Below are 18,866 nucleotides of genomic sequence, written 5' to 3'. Positions count from 1 at the left end.
AGGCTTGCGCGAATTACGTGACACCCATACAATCGTCGGCCTGATGCGGGGTGGAGCAGTCTGGCAGCTCGTCGGGCTCATAACCCGAAGGTCGCAGGTTCAAATCCTGCCCCCGCTACCACATTGATTCGAAGGCAACGCGGTTCGCCGACGAAACAATGCTTGGGCTCGACGATCGCGGCTCCACGCGATCGACCGACATCCAGCAGCACCGGACAAGGGGCCCAATGGGCCCCTTGTTGTTTTCGGACGCGGCAATGCCGCCCGGAGCGGAGTAGAGCGCATGGCGGACAAAGCCACACAGATCACCGGACTTCTCGCACCGACGGTCGAGGCCCTGGGCCTTGAGCTGGTCGGCGTCGAATACCTGCCCGCCCCGGGCAGCGCGGTGCTGCGCCTTTACATCGACGTGCCGGAAGCCGATGCCGCGAACGGTCGCATGGTGGGCATCGAGGACTGCGAGAGCGTGAGCCGCGAAGTGTCGGCGCAGCTCGACGTCGAGGATCCGATCAGCGTGCACTACACGCTGGAAGTGTCGTCGCCCGGCGTCGATCGCCCCTTGTTCACCGCGCCGCAATTCGCGCGCTTCGTGGGCGAGGAAGCCAAGGTCACGCTGAAGCTGCCGCAGGATGGGCGCCGTCGCTTGCAGGGCCGCATCGTCGCCGTCGAAGGCGACGTCGTGCGTATGGAGGTCGAGGGCATCGGCGGTCAGCCGCTGGCGATCGATATCGCGATCGGCAACGTCGAAAAGGCGCGCCTGGTGCCCGATTGGGTCGCCCTGGGCTACGCGCCGCAGAAGGAATCGAAGGGCCGTGGCAAGGCTGCCAAGGCGCCGAAGAAGAACACCCAACCTAAGCCGGCGGGTTCGAACCCGTCCGAGGCGGAGTAATCGAAATGAGCAAGGAACTTCTGATGGTCGTGGACGCGGTCGCCAACGAGAAGGGCGTCCCGCGCGACGTCATTTTCGAAGCGATCGAAGCCGCGCTCGCGTCGGCCGCGAAGAAGCGGTACCACGACGAGGACGTGCTGGTGCGCGTCACGATCGACCGGAAGGACGGCAGCTACGAGACGTTCCGCCGCATGGAAGTCGTGGCCGATGACGTCGTCATGGAGTCGCCGGATCGCCAGATCCGCCTGATGGATGCCGTCGACGAAGTCGAAGGTGTCGAAGTCGGCGACTTCATCGAGGAGCAGGTCGAGAACGCCGAGTTCGGCCGCATCGCCGCGCAGGCTGCGAAGCAGGTCATCGTACAGAAGGTGCGCGAGGCCGAGCGTCAGCAGGTCATCGATGCATGGAAGGATCGCATCGGCGAGCTGGTGACGGGCATCGTCAAGCGCGTCGAGCGCGGCAATATCTATGTCGACCTCGGTGGCAACGCGGAAGCGATCATCCCGAAGGACAAGGGCATCCCGCGCGACGTGCTGCGCACCGGCGACCGCGTGCGCGGCTTCCTGTACGACGTGCGCCCGGAGCCGCGTGGCCCGCAGATCTTCATCAGCCGCGCCGCACCCGAATTCATGATGGAGCTGTTCAAGCTCGAAGTGCCGGAAGTCGGCCAGGGCCTCGTCACGATCCGCGCCTGCGCGCGTGATCCGGGCGACCGCGCGAAGATCGCGGTGCTCGCGCACGACAACCGTACCGATCCGATCGGCGCCTGTATCGGCATGCGCGGTTCGCGCGTGCAGGCCGTGAGCAACGAGCTCAACGGCGAGCGCGTCGACATCATCCTGTGGTCGGACAATCCGGCGCAGTTCGTCATCAACGCGATGGCGCCGGCGGAAGTGCAGTCGATCGTCGTCGACGAGGACAAGCATTCGATGGATCTCGCCGTCGCCGAAGAGCGCCTCGCGCAGGCGATCGGCAAGGGTGGCCAGAACGTGCGCCTCGCCAGCCGCCTGACCGGCTGGCAGCTCAACGTCATGACCGCCGACCAGGTGCAGGCCAAGAGCGAGGCCGAACAGGCCGCGTCGCGCCAGCTGTTCCAGGACAAGCTCGAAGTCGACGAGGAAATCGCGGCCATCCTAGTGACGGAAGGCTTCAACACCGTCGAGGAAATCGCCTACGTGCCGGTCGGCGAGCTGCTGGCGATCGAAGGCTTCGACGAGGACATCGTCGAGGAACTGCGTTCGCGTGCACGCGACTCGCTGCTCAACGATGCGCTGGCTGAAGAGGAGTCGCTGGAGGGGCAGATGCCTGCCGACGACCTGCTCGCGCTCGAAGGCATGGACGAGGCCACGGCCCACGCGCTCGCCGCGAACGGCATCCGCACCAGCGAGGACCTGTCCGAGCTGGGCGCCGACGAGGTGGCGGAATTCGGCATCGAGGGTCTGGACGAGGAGCGCGCCGCGGCGCTGATCCTCGCCGCTCGTGCCGAGGAGATCGCCCGTCTGGAACGCGGCGAGTAAGCGGCTGACAGGCCGCCGGCACCGGCCCGGCGGCCGCCCCGGTGACGGGGCTGCGGGATGCCCGGGCTAGAATTCAACGGATACGCCCGGCTTCGGCCGCGCAACGAGAAACGGAAACCGAATGTCGCAGCAAACCACGATTCGCAAGCTCGCCGAACTGGTCAACACACCGGTCGAGAAGCTGCTGGAACAGCTGGCGGAAGCCGGCATGAAGTTCAGCGGCCCTGATCAGGTCGTGACCAGCATGGAGAAGGTGAAGCTGCTCGGCTTCCTCAAGCGTGCGCACGGCAAGAGCGACGGTGCGGGCGCCGAGGCCGACGCGGCCAAGAAGATCACGCTCAACCGCAGCCGCAAGCAGGAAATCACTGTGGGCGGCGGCAAGGCGAAGCAGACGGTCGACGTCGTCGTCCGCAAGAAAGTCACGCTGGTGCGCCCGGAAGTGGGTGCGGCTTCTGCGGGCGGTGAAACCGACGAGCGCGCCGAGATCCTGCGCAAGCTCGAGGAGTCGCGTCAGCGCAACCTCGACGAGCAGCAGCGTCTGGCCGAGTCGGACCGTCGCCGCGCAGAGGAAATCGAGCGCGCGCGTCTCGAGACGGAGGCCGCCGAGCGCGCTCGCCTTGAAGCCGAGCGCGAGAAGCAGGCGGCAGCCGAGGTGGAGACGGAAACGCGCCGTCCGACCGGCGGTCATGGCCGCCCGGCGCCGCGTGCGGCCGAACCGGCGCGCGCCCCGGCGCATGCGCCTGCCCACAAGACCCGCGGCTCGCACGCGATGGTCGCGGGCGTCGAGGACGACGACCGCGCCAGCCGCTTTGCCGGTCAGATGCACCTCAGCGCCGCCGACCGCGCGCGCCGTGGCGCGGGTGGACGCGGCAAGCCGGGTGGCAGGCCGCAGCGTCGCCAGCCGGACCAGAGCCGTACCGGTACCGGCTTCCAGCGCCCGACCGCACCGGTGCGGCGTGAAGTGGCGATCGGCGAGACGGTCACCGTCGCCGAACTCGCGCAGAAGCTCGCGCTCAAGGGCGGCGATGTCGTCAAGGCGCTCTTCAAGATGGGCGTGATGGCGACCATCAACCAGGCCATCGACCACGACACCGCGGTGCTCGTGACCGAGGAGCTGGGCCACACGGCTGTTCGCGCGTCCGAGAACTCGGCCGAGGAGCTGCTGATCGCGCACGTCGAGGAGACGCAGGGCGAGAAGACGCCGCGTCCGCCGGTCGTCACGATCATGGGCCACGTCGACCACGGCAAGACGTCGCTGCTGGACTACATCCGTCGCACGAAGGTCGCGTCGGGCGAAGCCGGCGGCATCACGCAGCACATTGGCGCGTACCACGTCGAAACGCCGAAGGGCGTCATCAGCTTCCTCGATACGCCGGGCCACGCCGCGTTCTCGGCGATGCGTGCCCGCGGGGCGAAGCTGACCGACATCGTGGTCCTGGTGGTCGCGGCCGACGACGGCGTCATGCCGCAGACGATCGAAGCGATCCAGCACGCGAAGTCTGCGGGCGTTCCGCTGGTGGTCGCGATCAACAAGATCGACAAGTCCGACGCCGACCCGAGCCGCGTCAAGAACGAACTGCTCGCGCACGACATCGTCGCGGAAGAATTCGGCGGCGATACGCAGATGGTCGAGCTGTCGGCGAAGACCGGCGCGGGCGTCGATGACCTGCTCGACTCGCTGAGCCTGCAGGCTGAAGTGCTCGAGTTGCGTGCAGTGCCGACCGGTCGTGCGACCGGCGTCGTTATCGAGTCGTCGCTGGACAAGGGCCGCGGCCCGGTCGCCACGCTGCTCGTGCAGTCGGGCGAGTTGCAGAAGGGCGACTACGTGGTCTGCGGCGTGCAGTACGGCCGCGTGCGTGCGCTGTTCGACGAGAACGGCAAGCAGGTCGACAAGGCGGGCCCGTCGATTCCGGTGCAGGTGCTCGGTCTGTCGGGCGTGCCGGATGCGGGCGACGACCTGGTCGTCGTCGACGACGAGCGCTTGGCGAAGGACGTCGCGCAACAGCGTGACGCCAAGCGTCGCGAGCATCGCCTCGTCGCGCAGCCGGGCAACCGCATGGAAGACATCCTCGCGCAGATGGGCGAGGGCGCCGGCCAGCTGTCGCTCAACCTCGTGGTCAAGGCGGACGTGCAGGGTTCCGTGCAGGCGCTGCGCGACTCGCTGACCGGCCTATCCAACGACCAGATCCGCATCAATGTGATCGGTTCGGGCGTGGGCGGTATCACCGAGTCCGACGCACAGCTGGCGGCGACGTCGAAGGCGACGATCATCGGCTTCAACGTCCGTGCCGATGCGTCGGCGCGCAAGGTCATCGAGAACCAGGGCGTCGACCTGCGTTACTTCTCGATCATCTACGACGTCATCGACCAGGTGAAGCAGATCGCGTCGGGCGTGCTCGGCAAGGAGATCCGCGAGGAGATCATCGGTACCGCCGAAGTGCGCGACGTGTTCCGTTCGTCGAAGTTCGGCGCGGTCGCGGGCTGCATGGTCGTCGAGGGCGTGGTGAAGCGCAGCAAGCCGATCCGCGTGCTGCGCCAGCAGACGGTCATCTTCGAAGGCGAGCTCGAGTCGCTGCGTCGCTTCAAGGAGAACGTGGACGAAGTGCGTCAGGGCACCGAATGCGGTATCGGCGTAAAGGCGTACAACGACATCAAGCCGGGCGACCAGATCGAATGCTTCGAGCGCATCGAGGTCCAGCGGACGCTCTGACCCATGCCGTCCAAGAGCTTCCATCGCACCGATCGCGTTTCCGCCCAGCTCCGCCGTGAGCTGGGCACGCTCGTGCACGAGGCTGTGCGCGAGCTGGGACTTCCTTCGGTGAGCGTGTCCGACGTCGAAGTCACGCGCGACATGGCGCACGCCAAGGTCTTCGTCACCGCGCTGCAGCCGGAGCGTGCCGAAGAGGCGCTGAAAGGCCTCAAAGAGGCGGCGAAGCAGATCCGCTACGAACTTGCCCGAGCGATGAAGCTACGGCACGTGCCGGAACTGCATTTCCATTACGACGCCTCGTTCGATCGCGGCGAGCGCATTGAACAATTGCTGCACGCCAATCCGCCGATCCAGGACGCCGACGACGACGCGAACGCATCGCGCGACGCCTGAGCGAGGTTCCGTGAACGGCAAGACGCGTTTCCGTCGTCTCGACGGCATCCTGCTGCTCGACAAGCCGTCGGGCATGAGTTCCAACCAGGCGCTGCAGCGCGTCCGTCATCTGTTCCGCGCGGAGAAGGCCGGCCACACCGGCAGCCTGGATCCGCTGGCGACCGGCCTGCTGCCGGTCTGCTTCGGCGAAGCGACGAAGATCGCCGGCCTGCTGCTCGGTGCGCACAAGGCGTACGAGACCGTCGCGCGCCTCGGCGCCACCACCGATACCGACGATGCCGATGGCGCCGTGCTGCGCGAACGTCCTGTTCCGGTCATCGACGACGCGACGATCGACGCCGCGATCACGCCGTTGCGTGGCCGCATCCGCCAGCGCGCGCCGATCTATTCGGCGCTTAAGCAGGGCGGCGAACCGCTGTACGCCCGTGCGCGGCGCGGTGAAGCGGTGGAGGCGCCCGAACGCGACGTCGAAGTGGCGTCGTTCCAGATGGTCGGGCGTGAAGGCGACGATCTGCGACTGGCTGTCGAATGCGGCTCGGGGACCTATATACGCAGCCTCGTGCGCGACCTCGGCGAGGCGCTCGGCTGCGGCGCGCATGTGACGACGCTGCGGCGGCTCTGGGTCGATCCGTTCCGCACGCCACGCATGTGGACCCTCGAGGAGATACGGACGCGCGCTCCAGAGGGTGAGAACGCGCTCGACAGCTGCCTGATCTCGATCGAGGCCGGCCTCGCGCACCGCGCGCGCGTCGATCTGGACGCTGATACCGCGCGCCGCTTCGGCTACGGGCAGTCGGTCGAAATGCCCGGGGAAGCGGCCATTCCGACCGGGGCGCGCCTCGGTGCCGATGCGTCCGGCGCGTCCAGCGCGGCGAGCCACGGCGATGCCGATCTCGTGGTCGTGGGGGATCACGCCGGGCGCGTGCTGGGTCTGGCGACGATCGACGGCGGACGGCTTCGTCCGCAGCGGCTTTTCAGCTGGGCGTCGACCCCGGCCGCTTAGCGGCGGAGTGCGATTCGCCTTGTTGGGGTGGACCCCCGCGGCTACAATACGCGCGCCCTTTTCGGGCACCCCTTCTTTTCACCCGACGGACCAGGCGGTGCGTCGGCGCGGTAGTTCCGTCGCCGAGCGTGTCTGCAGGTTCCGCGTCTCAAGGAAAAACGATGTCCATCGATACCTCCAAGGTCATTGGCGAGCACGCCCGCGGCACGAACGACACGGGCTCGCCGGAAGTGCAGGTCGCCCTGCTCACGGCACGCATCGAGCAGCTGACCGGCCACTTCAAGATCCACAAGCAGGATCACCATTCGCGTCGTGGCCTGCTGCAGATGGTCAACCGCCGTCGCAGCCTGCTCGACTACCTGAAGCGCAAGGACAACGAGCGCTACAAGGCCCTGATCGAGAAGCTCGGTCTGCGCCGCTAAGAGAGATACCGACCGCGGCGCAGTGATGCGCCGCGGTTTCGTTTTTGGATACGAAGATGTACCGGCCGGGGCAGGGGCTCCGGACGAAACCAAGCGATTCAAGGAATTACACAACGTGGCGAAAATTACCAAGACCTTCCAGTACGGCGCCCATCAGGTCACGCTCGAGACTGGCGAAATTGCCCGCCAGGCGGGCGGCGCCGTCATCGTGAAGATGGACGACACCGTGGTGCTCGTTGCGGCCGTTGCGGCCAAGACGGCACGTGAAGGCCAGGACTTCTTCCCGCTCACCGTCGACTACCAGGAAAAGTTCTACGCCGGTGGCCGCATCCCGGGCGGCTTCTTCAAGCGCGAAGGCCGCGCGACGGAGAAGGAAACGCTGACGTCGCGACTGATCGATCGTCCGATCCGTCCGCTCTTCCCGGAAGAGTTCAAGAACGAAGTCCAGATCATCGCCACGGTGGTCTCGCTCAATCCGGAAATCGACGGCGACATCCCGGCGCTGCTGGGCGCGTCCGCCGCGCTCGCGCTTACCGGCGCGCCCTTCCAGGGCCCGATCGGCGCGGCCAAGGTCGGCTACATCAACGGTCAGTACGTGCTGAACCCGACGGCGTCGCAGCTGAAGGAATCGCAGCTCGAGCTCGTCGTCGCCGGCACCAAGGACGCCGTGCTGATGGTCGAGTCCGAAGCTGACGTGCTGTCGGAAGACGTGATGCTCGGCGCCGTGATGTTCGGTCACCAGGCGCAGCAGGTTGCGATCAACGCGATTAACGAGCTCGTCGCCGAAGCCGGCACGCAGTCGTGGAACTGGGAAGCGCCGGCCAAGAACGAGTCGATGATCGATGCGCTGCGCAACGCGATCGGTGATCGCCTCGGCGCCGCATACCAGGTCGTCAACAAGGCCGAGCGTCGCACGTCGATCCAGACGCTGAAGAAGGCCGCGCTCGAGATGCTGCAGCCGCATACCGAGGCCAACGGCTGGAACCCGGCCGACCTGTCCAAGGAATTTGGCGAGCAGGAATACCAGACGATGCGTCAGTCGGTGCTCCGCACCCGCAAGCGCATCGACGGGCGTGATCTGACGACGGTTCGCGCGATCGACAGCAAGATCGGCGTGCTGCCGCGTACCCACGGCTCGGCGCTCTTCACGCGCGGCGAGACGCAGGCGCTCGTGGTCGCGACGCTCGGCACCGCGCGTGATGGCCAGATCATCGACGCCGTCTCGGGCGAGTACAAGGAACACTTCCTGTTCCACTACAACTTCCCGCCGTACTCGGTGGGCGAGACCGGCCGCATGATGGGCCCGAAGCGTCGCGAGATCGGCCACGGTCGCCTCGCCAAGCGCGGCATCCTCGCCGTGATGCCGACGATGGAAGAGTTCCCGTACACGATCCGCGTCGTGTCCGAGATCACCGAGTCGAACGGTTCGTCGTCGATGGCGTCGGTCTGCGGTTCGTCGCTGGCCCTGATGGACGCGGGCGTGCCGATCAAGGCGCCGGTCGCGGGCATCGCGATGGGCCTGATCAAGGAAGGCGACGATTTCGCCGTCCTGTCCGACATCCTCGGTGACGAGGATCACCTCGGCGACATGGACTTCAAGGTCGCCGGTACGTCGGAAGGCATCACCGCCCTGCAGATGGACATCAAGATCCAGGGCATCACCGAAGAGATCATGAAGGTCGCGCTCGCCCAGGCGAAGCAGGGCCGTCTGCACATCCTCGGCGAGATGGCGAAGGCGATCACCACCGCGCGCACGGAGCTTTCCGAGTACGCGCCGCGCCTGCTCACCATGAAGATCCACCCGGACAAGATCCGCGAAGTGATCGGCAAGGGTGGCGCGACGATCCAGTCGATCACCAAGGAAACCGGCACGCAGATCGACATCCAGGACGACGGCACCATCGTCATCGCTTCGGTCAACGCCGCTGCCGCGCAGGCCGCGAAGGCGCGCATCGACCAGATCGTCTCGGACGTCGAGCCGGGCCGCATCTACGAAGGCAAGGTCGCCAAGATCATGGACTTCGGCGCGTTCGTCACGATCCTGCCGGGCAAGGACGGCCTCGTGCACGTGTCGCAGATCTCCAATGAGCGCGTCGAGAAGGTCTCGGACAAGCTGAAGGAAGGCGACGTGGTGAAGGTCAAGGTGCTGGAAGTCGACAAGCAGGGCCGCATCCGCCTGTCGATGAAGGCCGTCGAGGAAGGCGAGGGCACGCCGGCGGCGTAAGCGCGGCGGTCGTTGCTGGATTCGGAAGAGGCGGGCTTCGGCCCGCTTTTTCTTTGTCTGGCGGTGAACCAAAGTCGCGGACAGGTACCCAGGAGGTCGCGAAAGCGGCGCAAACGAAAAGAGCGGGCAATGCCCGCTCTTCTCATGTCCGGCTTCGAACGATCAGAGCATGCGGCGTAGGATCTGGTCGCGCACCGAACCACCACGTGCACGCAGCGCCTGTTCGATCGCGATGTCCTGTTCGCTCTGCTGCGGTGTTGCCGCCATCGCAGAGGAACTCGCCCTCATCGGAGCCATCGCGGCGGTCATGTCGGCGCCCTGCATGATCCCGAGCGGGGTGTAGCCCGAATAGCCGGGGAAGATCGTCGACAGGTTGTTGTTGCCCATGCGACGGATGAGGATTTCCGAGACGACTCGGCGATAGTCGGTCGTCACCGGTAGATCACCGTTCGCTGCGGCGATCACCGTGCCCGTGAGGCCGGGCCACTGGCCGTACAGTCGTCGGCCGTTCACCGCGCCACCCATCACCAGCATCGGATTGCCATAGCCGTGGTCCGTGCCGCCCGCGGCGTTCTGGCGCATGCGGCGTCCGAATTCGGACATCACGATCGTCGTGACGCGTCCCGTGTTGCCGTTCGCTTCCAGCTCGGCTTGGAACGCCGACAGCGCCTGCGAGAGTTCGGCGATCTTGTTCTGGTAGTAGTGGTAGCCGGAGCCCGCCGTGCCCTGTGCGTCATGCGTGTCCCAGCCGCCGAGATCGACGGCCGCATAGCGCAGGCCGATGCCGAACTTGATCGACTGCGCTACGGTCCAGAGTTCCTGCGCGATCTGCGTCGTGGGCCAGCCTGCAGGCACCGCGGCATAGGGTTGCGCCCCGACGACGCGCAACGCGGTCTCGGCCAGCGCGCCGTTGCACTCCAGCGCCGTCTGCCCGCTCCACAGCTGCTTTAGCGTCTCCTGCATGCCGACGAGGCCCGCAGGCGAATCCGAGCGCGTCTTCATCCAAGCCCAGTTGCCGAGGTTGAGCTGGAAGTCGGACGGGCTGTCCATCGTGATCGCGCGCGTCGTGCCGTTGAGCGACACGGGCTCGCGCGGCATGCAGGCCAGCGCGGCCATGCTCGCGTTCGCGACGCCCGCCTGTGTCGATACCGCACGTGCCATCCAACCCGTGTTGAGCCCGCGGGCGACGCCCTGTTCGATCGCCATCTGCGCATCGAAGTGGCTGCGCGACGCGGAGTTCGTCAGGCCAGCGGCATGGACGATGGCGACGCGTCCCGCGTTCCATAGATCACGCAAGCCGGTCGCTGACGGATGCAGGCCGAAGTCGCTGCCGCTGCCGTCCGCGTATGTCAGCGGCAACGCGCCATACGTGCCGCTGGCCGCGATGTTGAGATTCGGGCGCACCGCCTCGTAGTACGTGCGATCGCTGCTGCCCAATGGCACGACGAAGTTGAGGCCGTCCATCGCGCCGCGCAGGAACAGCATGACCACGACATCGCCGTCGGCGCCGGCTGCGTGCGCGTCGTTGCCGAACATGAGCTTCGGGCCGATCGCCGTGGCTGCGGCGGTCGCGCAAACGCCCTTGAGGAACTGGCGACGGGTGAATCGTGTCGTGTACATGACGTCGCCCTCAGCGGCTCAGGAATTCGGGCGAGAGCAGAATCATCGAGACCATGCTCTTGAGCCGCGACTGGTTGTAGTGCTTCTTGAGATCGGTGCCCGACCACGCCTCGGTGTCGGTGATCACGTATGTCGCCGGGTCACCGTTCTGCGCGAGGAACTTCGCCAGCACCTGGCGGCGCGTCGCATCCAGGATGTAACCGAGCAACCGGTTGCACCAGTAGTCGACGAGGTTGTTCGCGGTCCACGATCCCGCCGCGACGTCCGCGCGCGTATTCGCAAGCACTGGGATCAGCGGGAAACTACCGTCGGTGGTGTCGGTCAGCCAGTCGAGCATGCGCCACGTCTGGCCGTAGCTGTTCGAGCCCGACCACGGCGCGGTGATGTCCGGATAGCCGTTCGGCGCCGGCCAGCCGAACGGCGTGTGGCCGGTGAACCCGAAGCGCCACGCGAACTCGTTGCTGCGATCGCCGGTGGTCGCGAGCGTCCAGTCGGAACCACCGGCACGCATCGCCGCGACGATCGCGGTGAACGGCTTGCGCGTCTTGTTGCCCCACGCGTTGTACATCCCCGTGGAGTTGAGGATGTGGCGCAGCACCCTGGTCAGCTGGTCGGGCGCCTGCCAGTTGTCGCGGAACACCTGCGCCGCGCTCCAGATCAGCGACTGCGACGGCACGTCGTTGATGAAGCGACGAATGATTTTCGCGCAGATGTGGCGAGCGACGGCCGGATGCGACGCGAGGCGGTCGAGGACGTCGCGGCCGTCCTTCATGTCCGGCTGTTCGGGGAAGTACTGCTTACCGAGGATCGTCTTTGGATTCGTGTCGTGCCACGCGGCGCGATAGACGAAGCTGCCGTCGTTCTCATTCGGGTACTGCCAGTTGCCGTCCCGCAGTGTCCAGCCGGTGAACGCGGCGGCGACTTCGTAGACGTCGATGTCGGTGTAACCCGCGGGATACGTCGAATCGGCAGGATCGCGCGGCAGCGTCGAGGGATCCTGGAAGCCGTAGTAGTGTTCGGTGCCGAGCGTGTGCAGCTCCATTAGTTCGCGCGCCCAGTTCTCGTTTTGGCCCGCCTTGGTGTTCGAGTAGTTGTCGAGGAAGTAGAGCATCGACGGATGCTTCGCCACGTCCTCGAGCATCGTGCGGAAGTTGCCGAACGCGTTCTTGCGGATGACGTCGCGATCGAAGCTCGGAAACACGGGGCCGGCGGAATAGTCGTAGCCGTAGACGCTGAAGTGGTCGTGCCAGAAATCCACCGTCATCTCGAGCAGCTGGCGACGCGAGTAGGTCGCGCGCACGAACGCCGCACGTTGCATCTCGAGCGCGGGCAACATGCGCACTTCCCAGGCGGGGTTCGGCGCGACGTGGTCCGTCCACAGCTGCGTGAGCGACTTGCCCAGCGCGACGTAGCCACCGCGCGACAAGCGTGCGTCGACCGCGCTGTCGTCGATCGACGTGTAATCGAGCTGCCAGTCGACCCAGTTCGCGAGGCGCTGTACGTCGGTCGAGCCGAGGCCCTGGAACTCGGCGATCGCGGCCTTGGTCGGCCCGAAGCTCAGGTTGCGCAGCATGCGCACCGCGAACGGCGCACGGGCGAGGGTGAGCACGTCGGCGGGCAGCTGGGACGCAGCCTCACCAACGTCCGGGCTGACGCTGCGGATGAAGGGCTGGCTGCGGATGCGCTGGCCGTCGCCGTACTTCTGCGCAAGCGTCGGGCCCTGTACGGAGGGGCGGCGCGTCACTGTCCAGAAGGCACCGCGGCGGGCGACGCGGTTGGCCCGCATCGGGTAGTTCGATCGCTTCATGTCCTGTCCCTGGATCCCCCTCCAGTGCGGGGGACTATAGAAATCAGTGACATGCCGAACCGGGTGCGCCGTCACGGCTGCGTGTCAAAACATTGGCAGCCGCCGGTTGGCAAAGTGAATTGCTGTTGCCGGCGTCACACCTGGTTTGGCACCCTGCCGCGAAACACCGGACAGGCGCCCGATGAAGCAACGCCACTTCTCGATGCTCCGCGATTTCCAGCTCGCGGACTGGTTCACCCTTGGCAACGCGTTCTGCGGCTCGGGCGCGATCTTCGCGGCCATGCGCTTCCTGCAGGATGGCGTCGTCCGTGACCTGCTCACCGGCATGGCGCTGATCCCGTTGGCCTTCGTGTTCGATGCGCTGGACGGCCGTGTCGCGCGCTGGCGGCAGTCGGCGTCGACGCTCGGTCGCGAACTCGACTCGCTGGCCGACGTGATCTCGTTCGGCGTCGCCCCTGCAGCGCTGGCGTACGCCTGCGGCCTGCAGGGCGGGTGGGACTGGGTCGTGCTGAGCTATTTCGTCGGTTGCGGCGTCAGCCGACTCGCGCGCTACAACGTCACCGCGGAGCAGCTGTCGGGCACCGAAGGCAAGGTGAAGTATTTCGAGGGCACGCCGATTCCGACCAGCCTGGTGCTGGTCGTCGTCCTGGCCATCGCCGCGATACGCGGCGCGATCGGTCCGGACGTGTGGGGCGGGGTGGTCCATCTCGGTCCGTGGCAGCTTCACCCACTGGTGCTGATGTTCGCGCTGTCGGGCTCGCTGATGATCAGCAAGACGCTGCACATTCCCAAGCCGTAACCGCCGCGTCGGCCGCGTTCGTTATCATCGGCATTCGATCGGAGGCCACCATGTCGACATCCCCGTTCGGAGCCGCGGGCTTCGGATTTCCCGCATTCGATCCCGCCACGTTCCAGCGCCTCGGCCAGCAGTGGTTCGGCGCGATGGGCGCTGCGCCCGCACCGGCGCCGAGCGATCCGTTCGGATGGTGGAAGCCTGCCGCGCCGCAGGCGTCGTCGTTCGATCCGACCGCGCTCGCCGGCCAGTGGATGACGCAGATGCAGCAGCTGGCCGCGCAGTTCGGCGGCAGCGTCGAAACGAACGCCGCGGATATCACGCGCGCATGGCGATCGATGCTCGGCGACAACCCGTTCGCACAGGCGGGTTTCGCGAACGCTTTCATGCCCGCCGCGTTTTTCGGCGCAGGCGCGAACGGCGCGCCTCGCGGCCCGTTCGATCTGCCGGCGTTCGGTTATACGCGCGAGCATCAGGAACGTATGCAGTCATTCGCGAAGGCGGCGACCGAGTTCCAGCAGGCCTCGCAGGCGTTCAACGCGATCATTGCGGAAGCGGGGCAGGACGCCTTCGCGCGCTTCGAATCGCTGCTCGCCCAGCGCGGCAACGACGGCAAACCGGTCGAAAGCGCGCGCGGCCTGTTCGACCTGTGGATCGACGCCGCGGAGGATGCCTATGCCGACGTCGCCCTCGGCGATCGCTTCCAGTCCGCATTCGGCGACTACGTCAACGCGCAGATGCGCGTGCGCGCCGCCATGCAGAAGGAAGTCGAGCTGGCCTGCGCCCAGTGGGGCATTCCCGGGCGTGCGGAAGTCGACGCCGCGCATCGCAAGGTCGCGCAGCTCGAACGCGAGCTGCGTCGCCTTCGCGAAGCCATCGAGGCGATGAGCGCGCCGCGCGCGGGCGCAGCGCCGACGCCGGAACAAGCCGAATCCCCCAAGCCGCGCGCCCCCAAGGCCGCGCCGCGCAAAACCGGTAAACGCTGATGGACACGCCGTTCGGATCGCCGATCGATATCGGCCTCGACGCGCTCGCGCGCGAGGCGCTGCAGGTGCAGTCGCGCCTGCGCAAGGGCATGGAAACGCTGTCGGCGCTGGACCCGGTCGACGTCGGTGCGAGTGAGCGCGAGGAAGTCTGGCGGGACGGCAAGGTCGCGGTGTACCGCTTCCGCCGCGATGGCATCGAAGCCACCGAAAAGGTGCCACTGCTGATCGCGTATGCGTTGGTCAACCGTCCGTACATGGTCGACCTGCAGAGTGACAAGTCGATCGTGCGCGGCCTGCTCGAACGCGGGCAGGACGTCTACATCATCGACTGGGGCTATCCGGATCGCTCGGATCGCTTCCAGACGCTCGAGGATTACATCCAGCGCTACCTCGGCGGCGCGGTGGACCATCTGCGCAAGTCGCACGGCGTCGATGCGGTCAACCTGCTCGGCATCTGCCAGGGCGGCGCGTTCTCGCTGTGCTACGCCGCGCTGAATCCGCGCAAGGTGCGCAACCTCGTCACGATGGTGACGCCGGTCGATTTCCATACCGACGACAACATGCTCGCAGGCTGGGCGCGGGCGCTGGACGTCGACCTCATGGTCGACACGCTCGGCAACGTGCCGGCCGACGTCATGAACTGGTGCTACCTCACGCTGAAGCCGTATCGGCTGCTCGTGCAGAAGTACGTCGGGCTCGTCGACATCCTCGAAGACAAGCGCGCGGTCGAGGACTTCCTGCGCATGGAGACCTGGATCTTCGACTCGCCGGATCTCGCCGGCGAAGCGTTCCGCGAATTCATCAAGCAGTTCTATCAGGACAACGGACTGGTCAACGGCACGGTGCGCGTGGGCGATCGCACCGTCGATCTGAAGGCGATCGACATGCCGGTGTTCAACATCTACGCCGAGCAGGATCACCTGGTGCCACCGAATGCATCGAAGCCGCTGCGCGGCCTCGTCGGCAGCAAGGACTACAGCGAGCTCTCGTTCCGCGGCGGCCACATCGGCATCTACGTCTCGGGTCGTGCGCAGCGCGACATTCCTCAGGGCATCCACGACTGGCTCTCGCAGCGCTCGAAGACCGCCCGCTGACCGCATGTCCAAACCCGTTGCACGCATCGACGAGCTGCGCCGCCTGATTGCGGAGGCGAACCACCGCTACTACGTCCTCGACGATCCGTCGGTGCCCGACGCCGAGTACGACCGCTGGATGCGCGAGCTGCTCGCGCTCGAAGCGGAGAACCCGGATCTCGCGAGCGAGGACTCGCCGACCCAACGCGTAGGCAATGCGCCGGCGACGGCGTTCTCGCAGGTGCGTCATGCGGTGCCGATGCTGTCGCTGTCGAATGCATTCACCGACGAGGAAGTCGGCGACTTCGTGCGTCGCATCGAGCAGACGCTCGACGTCACCGCGCCGGCGTTCTCGGTCGAGCCCAAGCTCGATGGCCTCGCGATCAGCCTGCGCTACGAACAGGGTCGATTGGCCGTGGCGGCCACGCGTGGCGATGGCGCGACCGGCGAGGACGTAACCGCGAACGTGCGCACGATTCGCAGCGTGCCGCTGCGCCTGATGGGCGGCGGCTGGCCGGCCGTGCTCGAGGTGCGCGGCGAAGTATTCATGCCGATCGCGGCGTTCAATGCCTACAACGAGAAGGCGCTTGCCGAGGGTTTGAAGCCGCTCGCGAATCCACGCAACGGTGCGGCGGGTTCGCTGCGCCAGCTCGACCCGCGCATCACCGCGCAGCGTCCGCTCGCGTTCTACGCGTATGCGATCGGTGCGGTCGAAGGCGGGACGCTGCCCGGCACGCACTCGCACGTGCTCGCGAAGCTGCGCGACTGGGGTTTTCCCGTCAGTGGCGAGAACGCGGTGGTGCGCGGCGTCGACGGTCTACTCGATTACTACCGCGGCATGGGTGAGCGCCGCGCTTCGCTGCCGTTCGACATCGACGGCGTTGTCTACAAGCTCGACGATTACGCGGGCCAGCGCGAGATGGGGTTCGTCTCGCGCGCTCCCCGCTGGGCGATCGCGCACAAGTTCCCCGCGCAGGAACAGATGACGGTGCTGGAAGGCATCGAGATCCAGATCGGTCGCACCGGTGCTGCGACTCCTGTCGCACGTCTGCGTCCCGTGCATGTCGCAGGCGTCGTCGTCACCAGCGCCACGCTGCACAACGCCGACCAGGTCGCGCGTCTCGACGTGCGCATCGGCGACACGGTGATCGTGCGACGCGCGGGTGACGTCATTCCCGAAATCGTGCGCGTCGTCGAGTCCGAACGTCCGCGCGGTACCTCACCGTGGCAGATGCCGACGGCATGCCCGGTCTGCGGCTCGGAAATCGTGCGCGAGGAAGGGCAGGCGGTATGGCGTTGCTCGGGTGAACTCACGTGCGCGGCGCAGCGCAAGGAAGCGGTGCGGCATTTCGCGTCGCGTCGCGCGATGGATATCGAGGGCCTTGGCGATCGCATCGTCGAGGACCTCTGCGATCTCGGCTACGTCAAGCAACTCGGCGATCTGTATGCGCTGACGCTGGACGACCTGCTCGCGATGAAGCGGGAGGTCGACGCGCGCGACGCCGAAGATGCGGAGCCTGAAACGTCGACGAAGGCGCGCGGCAAGGTCGCCACGAAATGGGCGGAAAACCTGCTGGCGGCGATCGACCGCAGCCGTCACACCACGCTCGAGCGGCTGCTGTTCGCGCTGGGTATTGAACACGTGGGGGAGAGCACCGCGAAGGCGTTGGCTGCATGGTTCGGCTCGCTTGATACCGTGCGCCGCCTGCCGTGGCCGCTGTTCAAGGCGCTGCCCGACATCGGCGGCGAAGTCGCTCGCTCGCTCGGTCATTTCTTCGACCAGCCCGGCAACCAGCAGGTGATCGACACGCTGCTCGAACGCGGCGTCATGCCCGGCGACGAACATCCGCCGTCGGCCAAGCTGCGCGAGCGCCTGGATGTGGCGACCCTGCTCGTGGATCTCGAGATCCCGAAGGTCACGCGGATTCGTGCGGAGCAGATCGCGGCAGCGTTAGATCGCGCGATGCTGGTGAGTGTCGACGCCGAAGCGCTCTCCGCTGCGGGAGTGCCCGAGGCGGTCGTCGAATCGTTTACGGTCTGGCGCGACGACAGGGCGAACGCGGCGCTGCTCGAGGCGTCGGTCGCGTCGCAGGCGCGACTGCTCGACCTGTTGCCCGCTGCATCCACATCCGCCGGCGTGCTCGATGGCGTCACCGTCGTGCTCACCGGTTCGCTGTCGTCGATGACGCGCGAACAGGCGGGCGAGAAGCTGGAATCGCTGGGCGCGAAGGTTGCGGGCAGCGTCTCCAAGAAGACAGGTTTTGTGGTGGCGGGCGAGAGTGCGGGCTCCAAGCTGGAGAAGGCGCAGCAGCTGGGTATCGACGTCTGGGACGAGGCGCGCCTGGCCGCATTCCTCGCAGAGCACGGCGTCGGATGAGCGACGCCACGTGGCGGCCGTCGGCGACGCTGGATGCACTGCGGTTGCGTGCCTCGGTCAATCGTCGCATCCGGGACTACATGACTGAGCGCGGCGTACTTGAGGTCGAGACGCCGGTGATGTCGCGCGCGGGCAATACCGATCCCAACATCGCCTCGTTTGCGCTCGAGTTCAGCGGCCGCACCGACGGCGCGCCGCGCACGCGCTGGCTGCGCACCTCGCCCGAATTTCCGCTCAAGCGCCTGCTCGCAGCCGGAGTCGGCGACTGCTATGAACTCGGTCGCGTGTTCCGTGATGGCGAGGCGGGTGGCCGTCACAATCCCGAGTTCACGATGCTGGAGTGGTATCGGCTCGGTATCGACCACGTCGCGCTGGCGCGCGAAGCCGCGGAACTGGTCGAGTCGTGCCTGGCGCTGGTCGGGCGGAGTGCGCGAGTCGACGAGACGACGTATGCCGAGTTGTATCGCACGTACGTCGGCATCGACGCGCATCGCGCGGACATCGGGACATTGCGCGCAGCACTGGGCGACGTGCAGATCGATCCCGACGGCCTGTCGCGCGACGACTGGCTCGATCTGCTGATGACGCATCGCATCCAGCCCGCGTTCCCCGACGACACGATCACGATCGTGCACGACTACCCGGCATCGCAGTGCGCGCTCGCACGCGTGCGCGACGGCGATCCGCCGGTCGCCGAACGCTTCGAGCTCTATCTCGGTTCGCTGGAACTCGCGAACGGCTATCACGAGCTCGCCGACACCGACGAACAGCGGCGCCGGTTCGACGCGGACATTCTTCGACGCAGCGCACAAGGCGCGGCCGCGGTGCCGCGTGACGAAGCGTTGCTCGATGCGCTGGCGCATGGTTTGCCGGCGTGCGCGGGCGTGGCGTTGGGGGTCGATCGCCTGCTGATGGCCCTGCAAGCCACGCCCCGCATAGCGGACGTTCTGGCCTTCGATTTCGCGCGCGCCTGACGCCGGATAAATGAACACCGACCGCGCCGCTTACGGACGAGCAACGTTCACCTCGCCGGGTTACAGTCGGCGTGAAGG

Annotated in this window: 14 protein-coding genes and 1 tRNA gene; 13 read left to right on the top strand and 2 right to left on the bottom strand. The window is 66.7% G+C overall.

Features of this window, described 5'->3' with window-relative positions; all coding sequences use genetic code 11:
- Positions 1–44: 44 nt before the first annotated feature.
- The 8 genes from DWG18_RS06130 (at position 45) to pnp (ending at position 9,158) form a co-directional block, all read left to right on the top strand.
- Positions 45–121, top strand: a tRNA-Met gene (locus DWG18_RS06130).
- A 162-nt stretch (positions 122–283) separates the two neighbouring features.
- Positions 284–889, top strand: coding sequence for a ribosome maturation factor RimP (rimP, locus tag DWG18_RS06125; RefSeq protein ID WP_115646322.1), 606 nt, complete (start codon positions 284–286; stop codon positions 887–889).
- A gap of 5 nt (positions 890–894) precedes the next feature.
- Positions 895–2,406: a transcription termination factor NusA gene (nusA, locus tag DWG18_RS06120; RefSeq protein WP_115646320.1), complete on the top strand. Its 1,512-nt coding sequence runs from the start codon at positions 895–897 to the stop codon at positions 2,404–2,406.
- A gap of 121 nt (positions 2,407–2,527) precedes the next feature.
- A complete protein-coding gene (gene infB / locus DWG18_RS06115) occupies positions 2,528–5,116 on the top strand; it encodes a translation initiation factor IF-2 (protein WP_115646318.1) in 2,589 nt (862 codons plus the stop codon).
- A 3-nt stretch (positions 5,117–5,119) separates the two neighbouring features.
- On the top strand, positions 5,120–5,509 hold the full coding sequence (gene rbfA / locus DWG18_RS06110; protein ID WP_115646316.1) for a 30S ribosome-binding factor RbfA: 390 nt from the start codon (positions 5,120–5,122) through the stop codon (positions 5,507–5,509).
- Between the two features lie 10 nt (positions 5,510–5,519).
- Positions 5,520–6,512 (top strand): tRNA pseudouridine(55) synthase TruB, encoded by a 993-nt coding sequence (truB, locus tag DWG18_RS06105; protein ID WP_255417411.1) that lies wholly within the window; start codon positions 5,520–5,522, stop codon positions 6,510–6,512.
- A 161-nt stretch (positions 6,513–6,673) separates the two neighbouring features.
- Positions 6,674–6,934, top strand: coding sequence for a 30S ribosomal protein S15 (rpsO, locus tag DWG18_RS06100; protein WP_027082997.1), 261 nt, complete (start codon positions 6,674–6,676; stop codon positions 6,932–6,934).
- A gap of 115 nt (positions 6,935–7,049) precedes the next feature.
- Positions 7,050–9,158 carry a polyribonucleotide nucleotidyltransferase gene (pnp, locus tag DWG18_RS06095; protein ID WP_115646314.1) on the top strand — a complete coding sequence of 703 codons (2,109 nt, stop codon included), beginning with the start codon at positions 7,050–7,052 and terminating at the stop codon, positions 9,156–9,158.
- Positions 9,159–9,320: 162 nt separating this feature from the next.
- Here pnp and DWG18_RS06090 read toward each other — a convergent pair whose 3' ends face one another.
- Both DWG18_RS06090 and DWG18_RS06085 read right to left on the bottom strand, forming a co-directional pair.
- The gene (locus tag DWG18_RS06090) at positions 9,321–10,778 is read right to left on the bottom strand and encodes a DUF1501 domain-containing protein (RefSeq protein WP_115648063.1); all 1,458 of its coding nucleotides are present in this window, start codon (positions 10,776–10,778) and stop codon (positions 9,321–9,323) included.
- Between the two features lie 10 nt (positions 10,779–10,788).
- Positions 10,789–12,585, bottom strand: a complete 1,797-nt coding sequence (locus DWG18_RS06085; protein ID WP_115646312.1) for a DUF1800 domain-containing protein — start codon at positions 12,583–12,585, stop codon at positions 10,789–10,791.
- Between the two features lie 181 nt (positions 12,586–12,766).
- Here DWG18_RS06085 and pssA point away from each other — a divergent pair, with 181 nt between their 5' ends.
- The 5 genes from pssA to epmA are packed head-to-tail and all read left to right on the top strand — an operon-like array spanning position 12,767 to position 18,788.
- Positions 12,767–13,384 (top strand): CDP-diacylglycerol--serine O-phosphatidyltransferase, encoded by a 618-nt coding sequence (gene pssA, locus DWG18_RS06080; protein ID WP_115646310.1) that lies wholly within the window; start codon positions 12,767–12,769, stop codon positions 13,382–13,384.
- 50 nt (positions 13,385–13,434) lie between these two features.
- The gene (locus tag DWG18_RS06075; RefSeq protein WP_115646308.1) at positions 13,435–14,364 is read left to right on the top strand and encodes a poly(R)-hydroxyalkanoic acid synthase subunit PhaE; all 930 of its coding nucleotides are present in this window, start codon (positions 13,435–13,437) and stop codon (positions 14,362–14,364) included.
- Positions 14,364–15,458 carry a class III poly(R)-hydroxyalkanoic acid synthase subunit PhaC gene (locus tag DWG18_RS06070; RefSeq protein ID WP_115646306.1) on the top strand — a complete coding sequence of 365 codons (1,095 nt, stop codon included), beginning with the start codon at positions 14,364–14,366 and terminating at the stop codon, positions 15,456–15,458. Before DWG18_RS06075 ends, DWG18_RS06070 begins: the two co-directional genes overlap by 1 nt.
- Before the next feature lie 4 nt (positions 15,459–15,462).
- Positions 15,463–17,814 carry an NAD-dependent DNA ligase LigA gene (gene ligA, locus DWG18_RS06065; protein WP_115646304.1) on the top strand — a complete coding sequence of 784 codons (2,352 nt, stop codon included), beginning with the start codon at positions 15,463–15,465 and terminating at the stop codon, positions 17,812–17,814.
- A complete protein-coding gene (gene epmA, locus DWG18_RS06060) occupies positions 17,811–18,788 on the top strand; it encodes an EF-P lysine aminoacylase EpmA (RefSeq protein WP_115646302.1) in 978 nt (325 codons plus the stop codon). Before ligA ends, epmA begins: the two co-directional genes overlap by 4 nt.
- Positions 18,789–18,866 lie beyond the last annotated feature (78 nt).

The organism is Lysobacter sp. TY2-98, assembly GCF_003367355.1.
Classification (GTDB): Bacteria; Pseudomonadota; Gammaproteobacteria; order Xanthomonadales; family Xanthomonadaceae; genus Cognatilysobacter.
Note: the sequence above shows the minus strand (reverse complement) of the source record. Positions and strands in the feature narration are given on the sequence as shown.

Coding starts and splice junctions, on each gene's coding strand:
- rimP (WP_115646322.1), top strand. CDS start 284: ATGGCGGACAAAGCCACACAGATCACCGGACTTCTCGCACCGACGGTC.
- nusA (WP_115646320.1), top strand. CDS start 895: ATGAGCAAGGAACTTCTGATGGTCGTGGACGCGGTCGCCAACGAGAAG.
- infB (WP_115646318.1), top strand. CDS start 2,528: ATGTCGCAGCAAACCACGATTCGCAAGCTCGCCGAACTGGTCAACACA.
- rbfA (WP_115646316.1), top strand. CDS start 5,120: ATGCCGTCCAAGAGCTTCCATCGCACCGATCGCGTTTCCGCCCAGCTC.
- rpsO (WP_027082997.1), top strand. CDS start 6,674: ATGTCCATCGATACCTCCAAGGTCATTGGCGAGCACGCCCGCGGCACG.
- DWG18_RS06090 (WP_115648063.1), bottom strand. CDS start 10,778: ATGTACACGACACGATTCACCCGTCGCCAGTTCCTCAAGGGCGTTTGC.
- DWG18_RS06085 (WP_115646312.1), bottom strand. CDS start 12,585: ATGAAGCGATCGAACTACCCGATGCGGGCCAACCGCGTCGCCCGCCGC.
- pssA (WP_115646310.1), top strand. CDS start 12,767: ATGAAGCAACGCCACTTCTCGATGCTCCGCGATTTCCAGCTCGCGGAC.
- DWG18_RS06075 (WP_115646308.1), top strand. CDS start 13,435: ATGTCGACATCCCCGTTCGGAGCCGCGGGCTTCGGATTTCCCGCATTC.
- DWG18_RS06070 (WP_115646306.1), top strand. CDS start 14,364: ATGGACACGCCGTTCGGATCGCCGATCGATATCGGCCTCGACGCGCTC.
- ligA (WP_115646304.1), top strand. CDS start 15,463: ATGTCCAAACCCGTTGCACGCATCGACGAGCTGCGCCGCCTGATTGCG.
- epmA (WP_115646302.1), top strand. CDS start 17,811: ATGAGCGACGCCACGTGGCGGCCGTCGGCGACGCTGGATGCACTGCGG.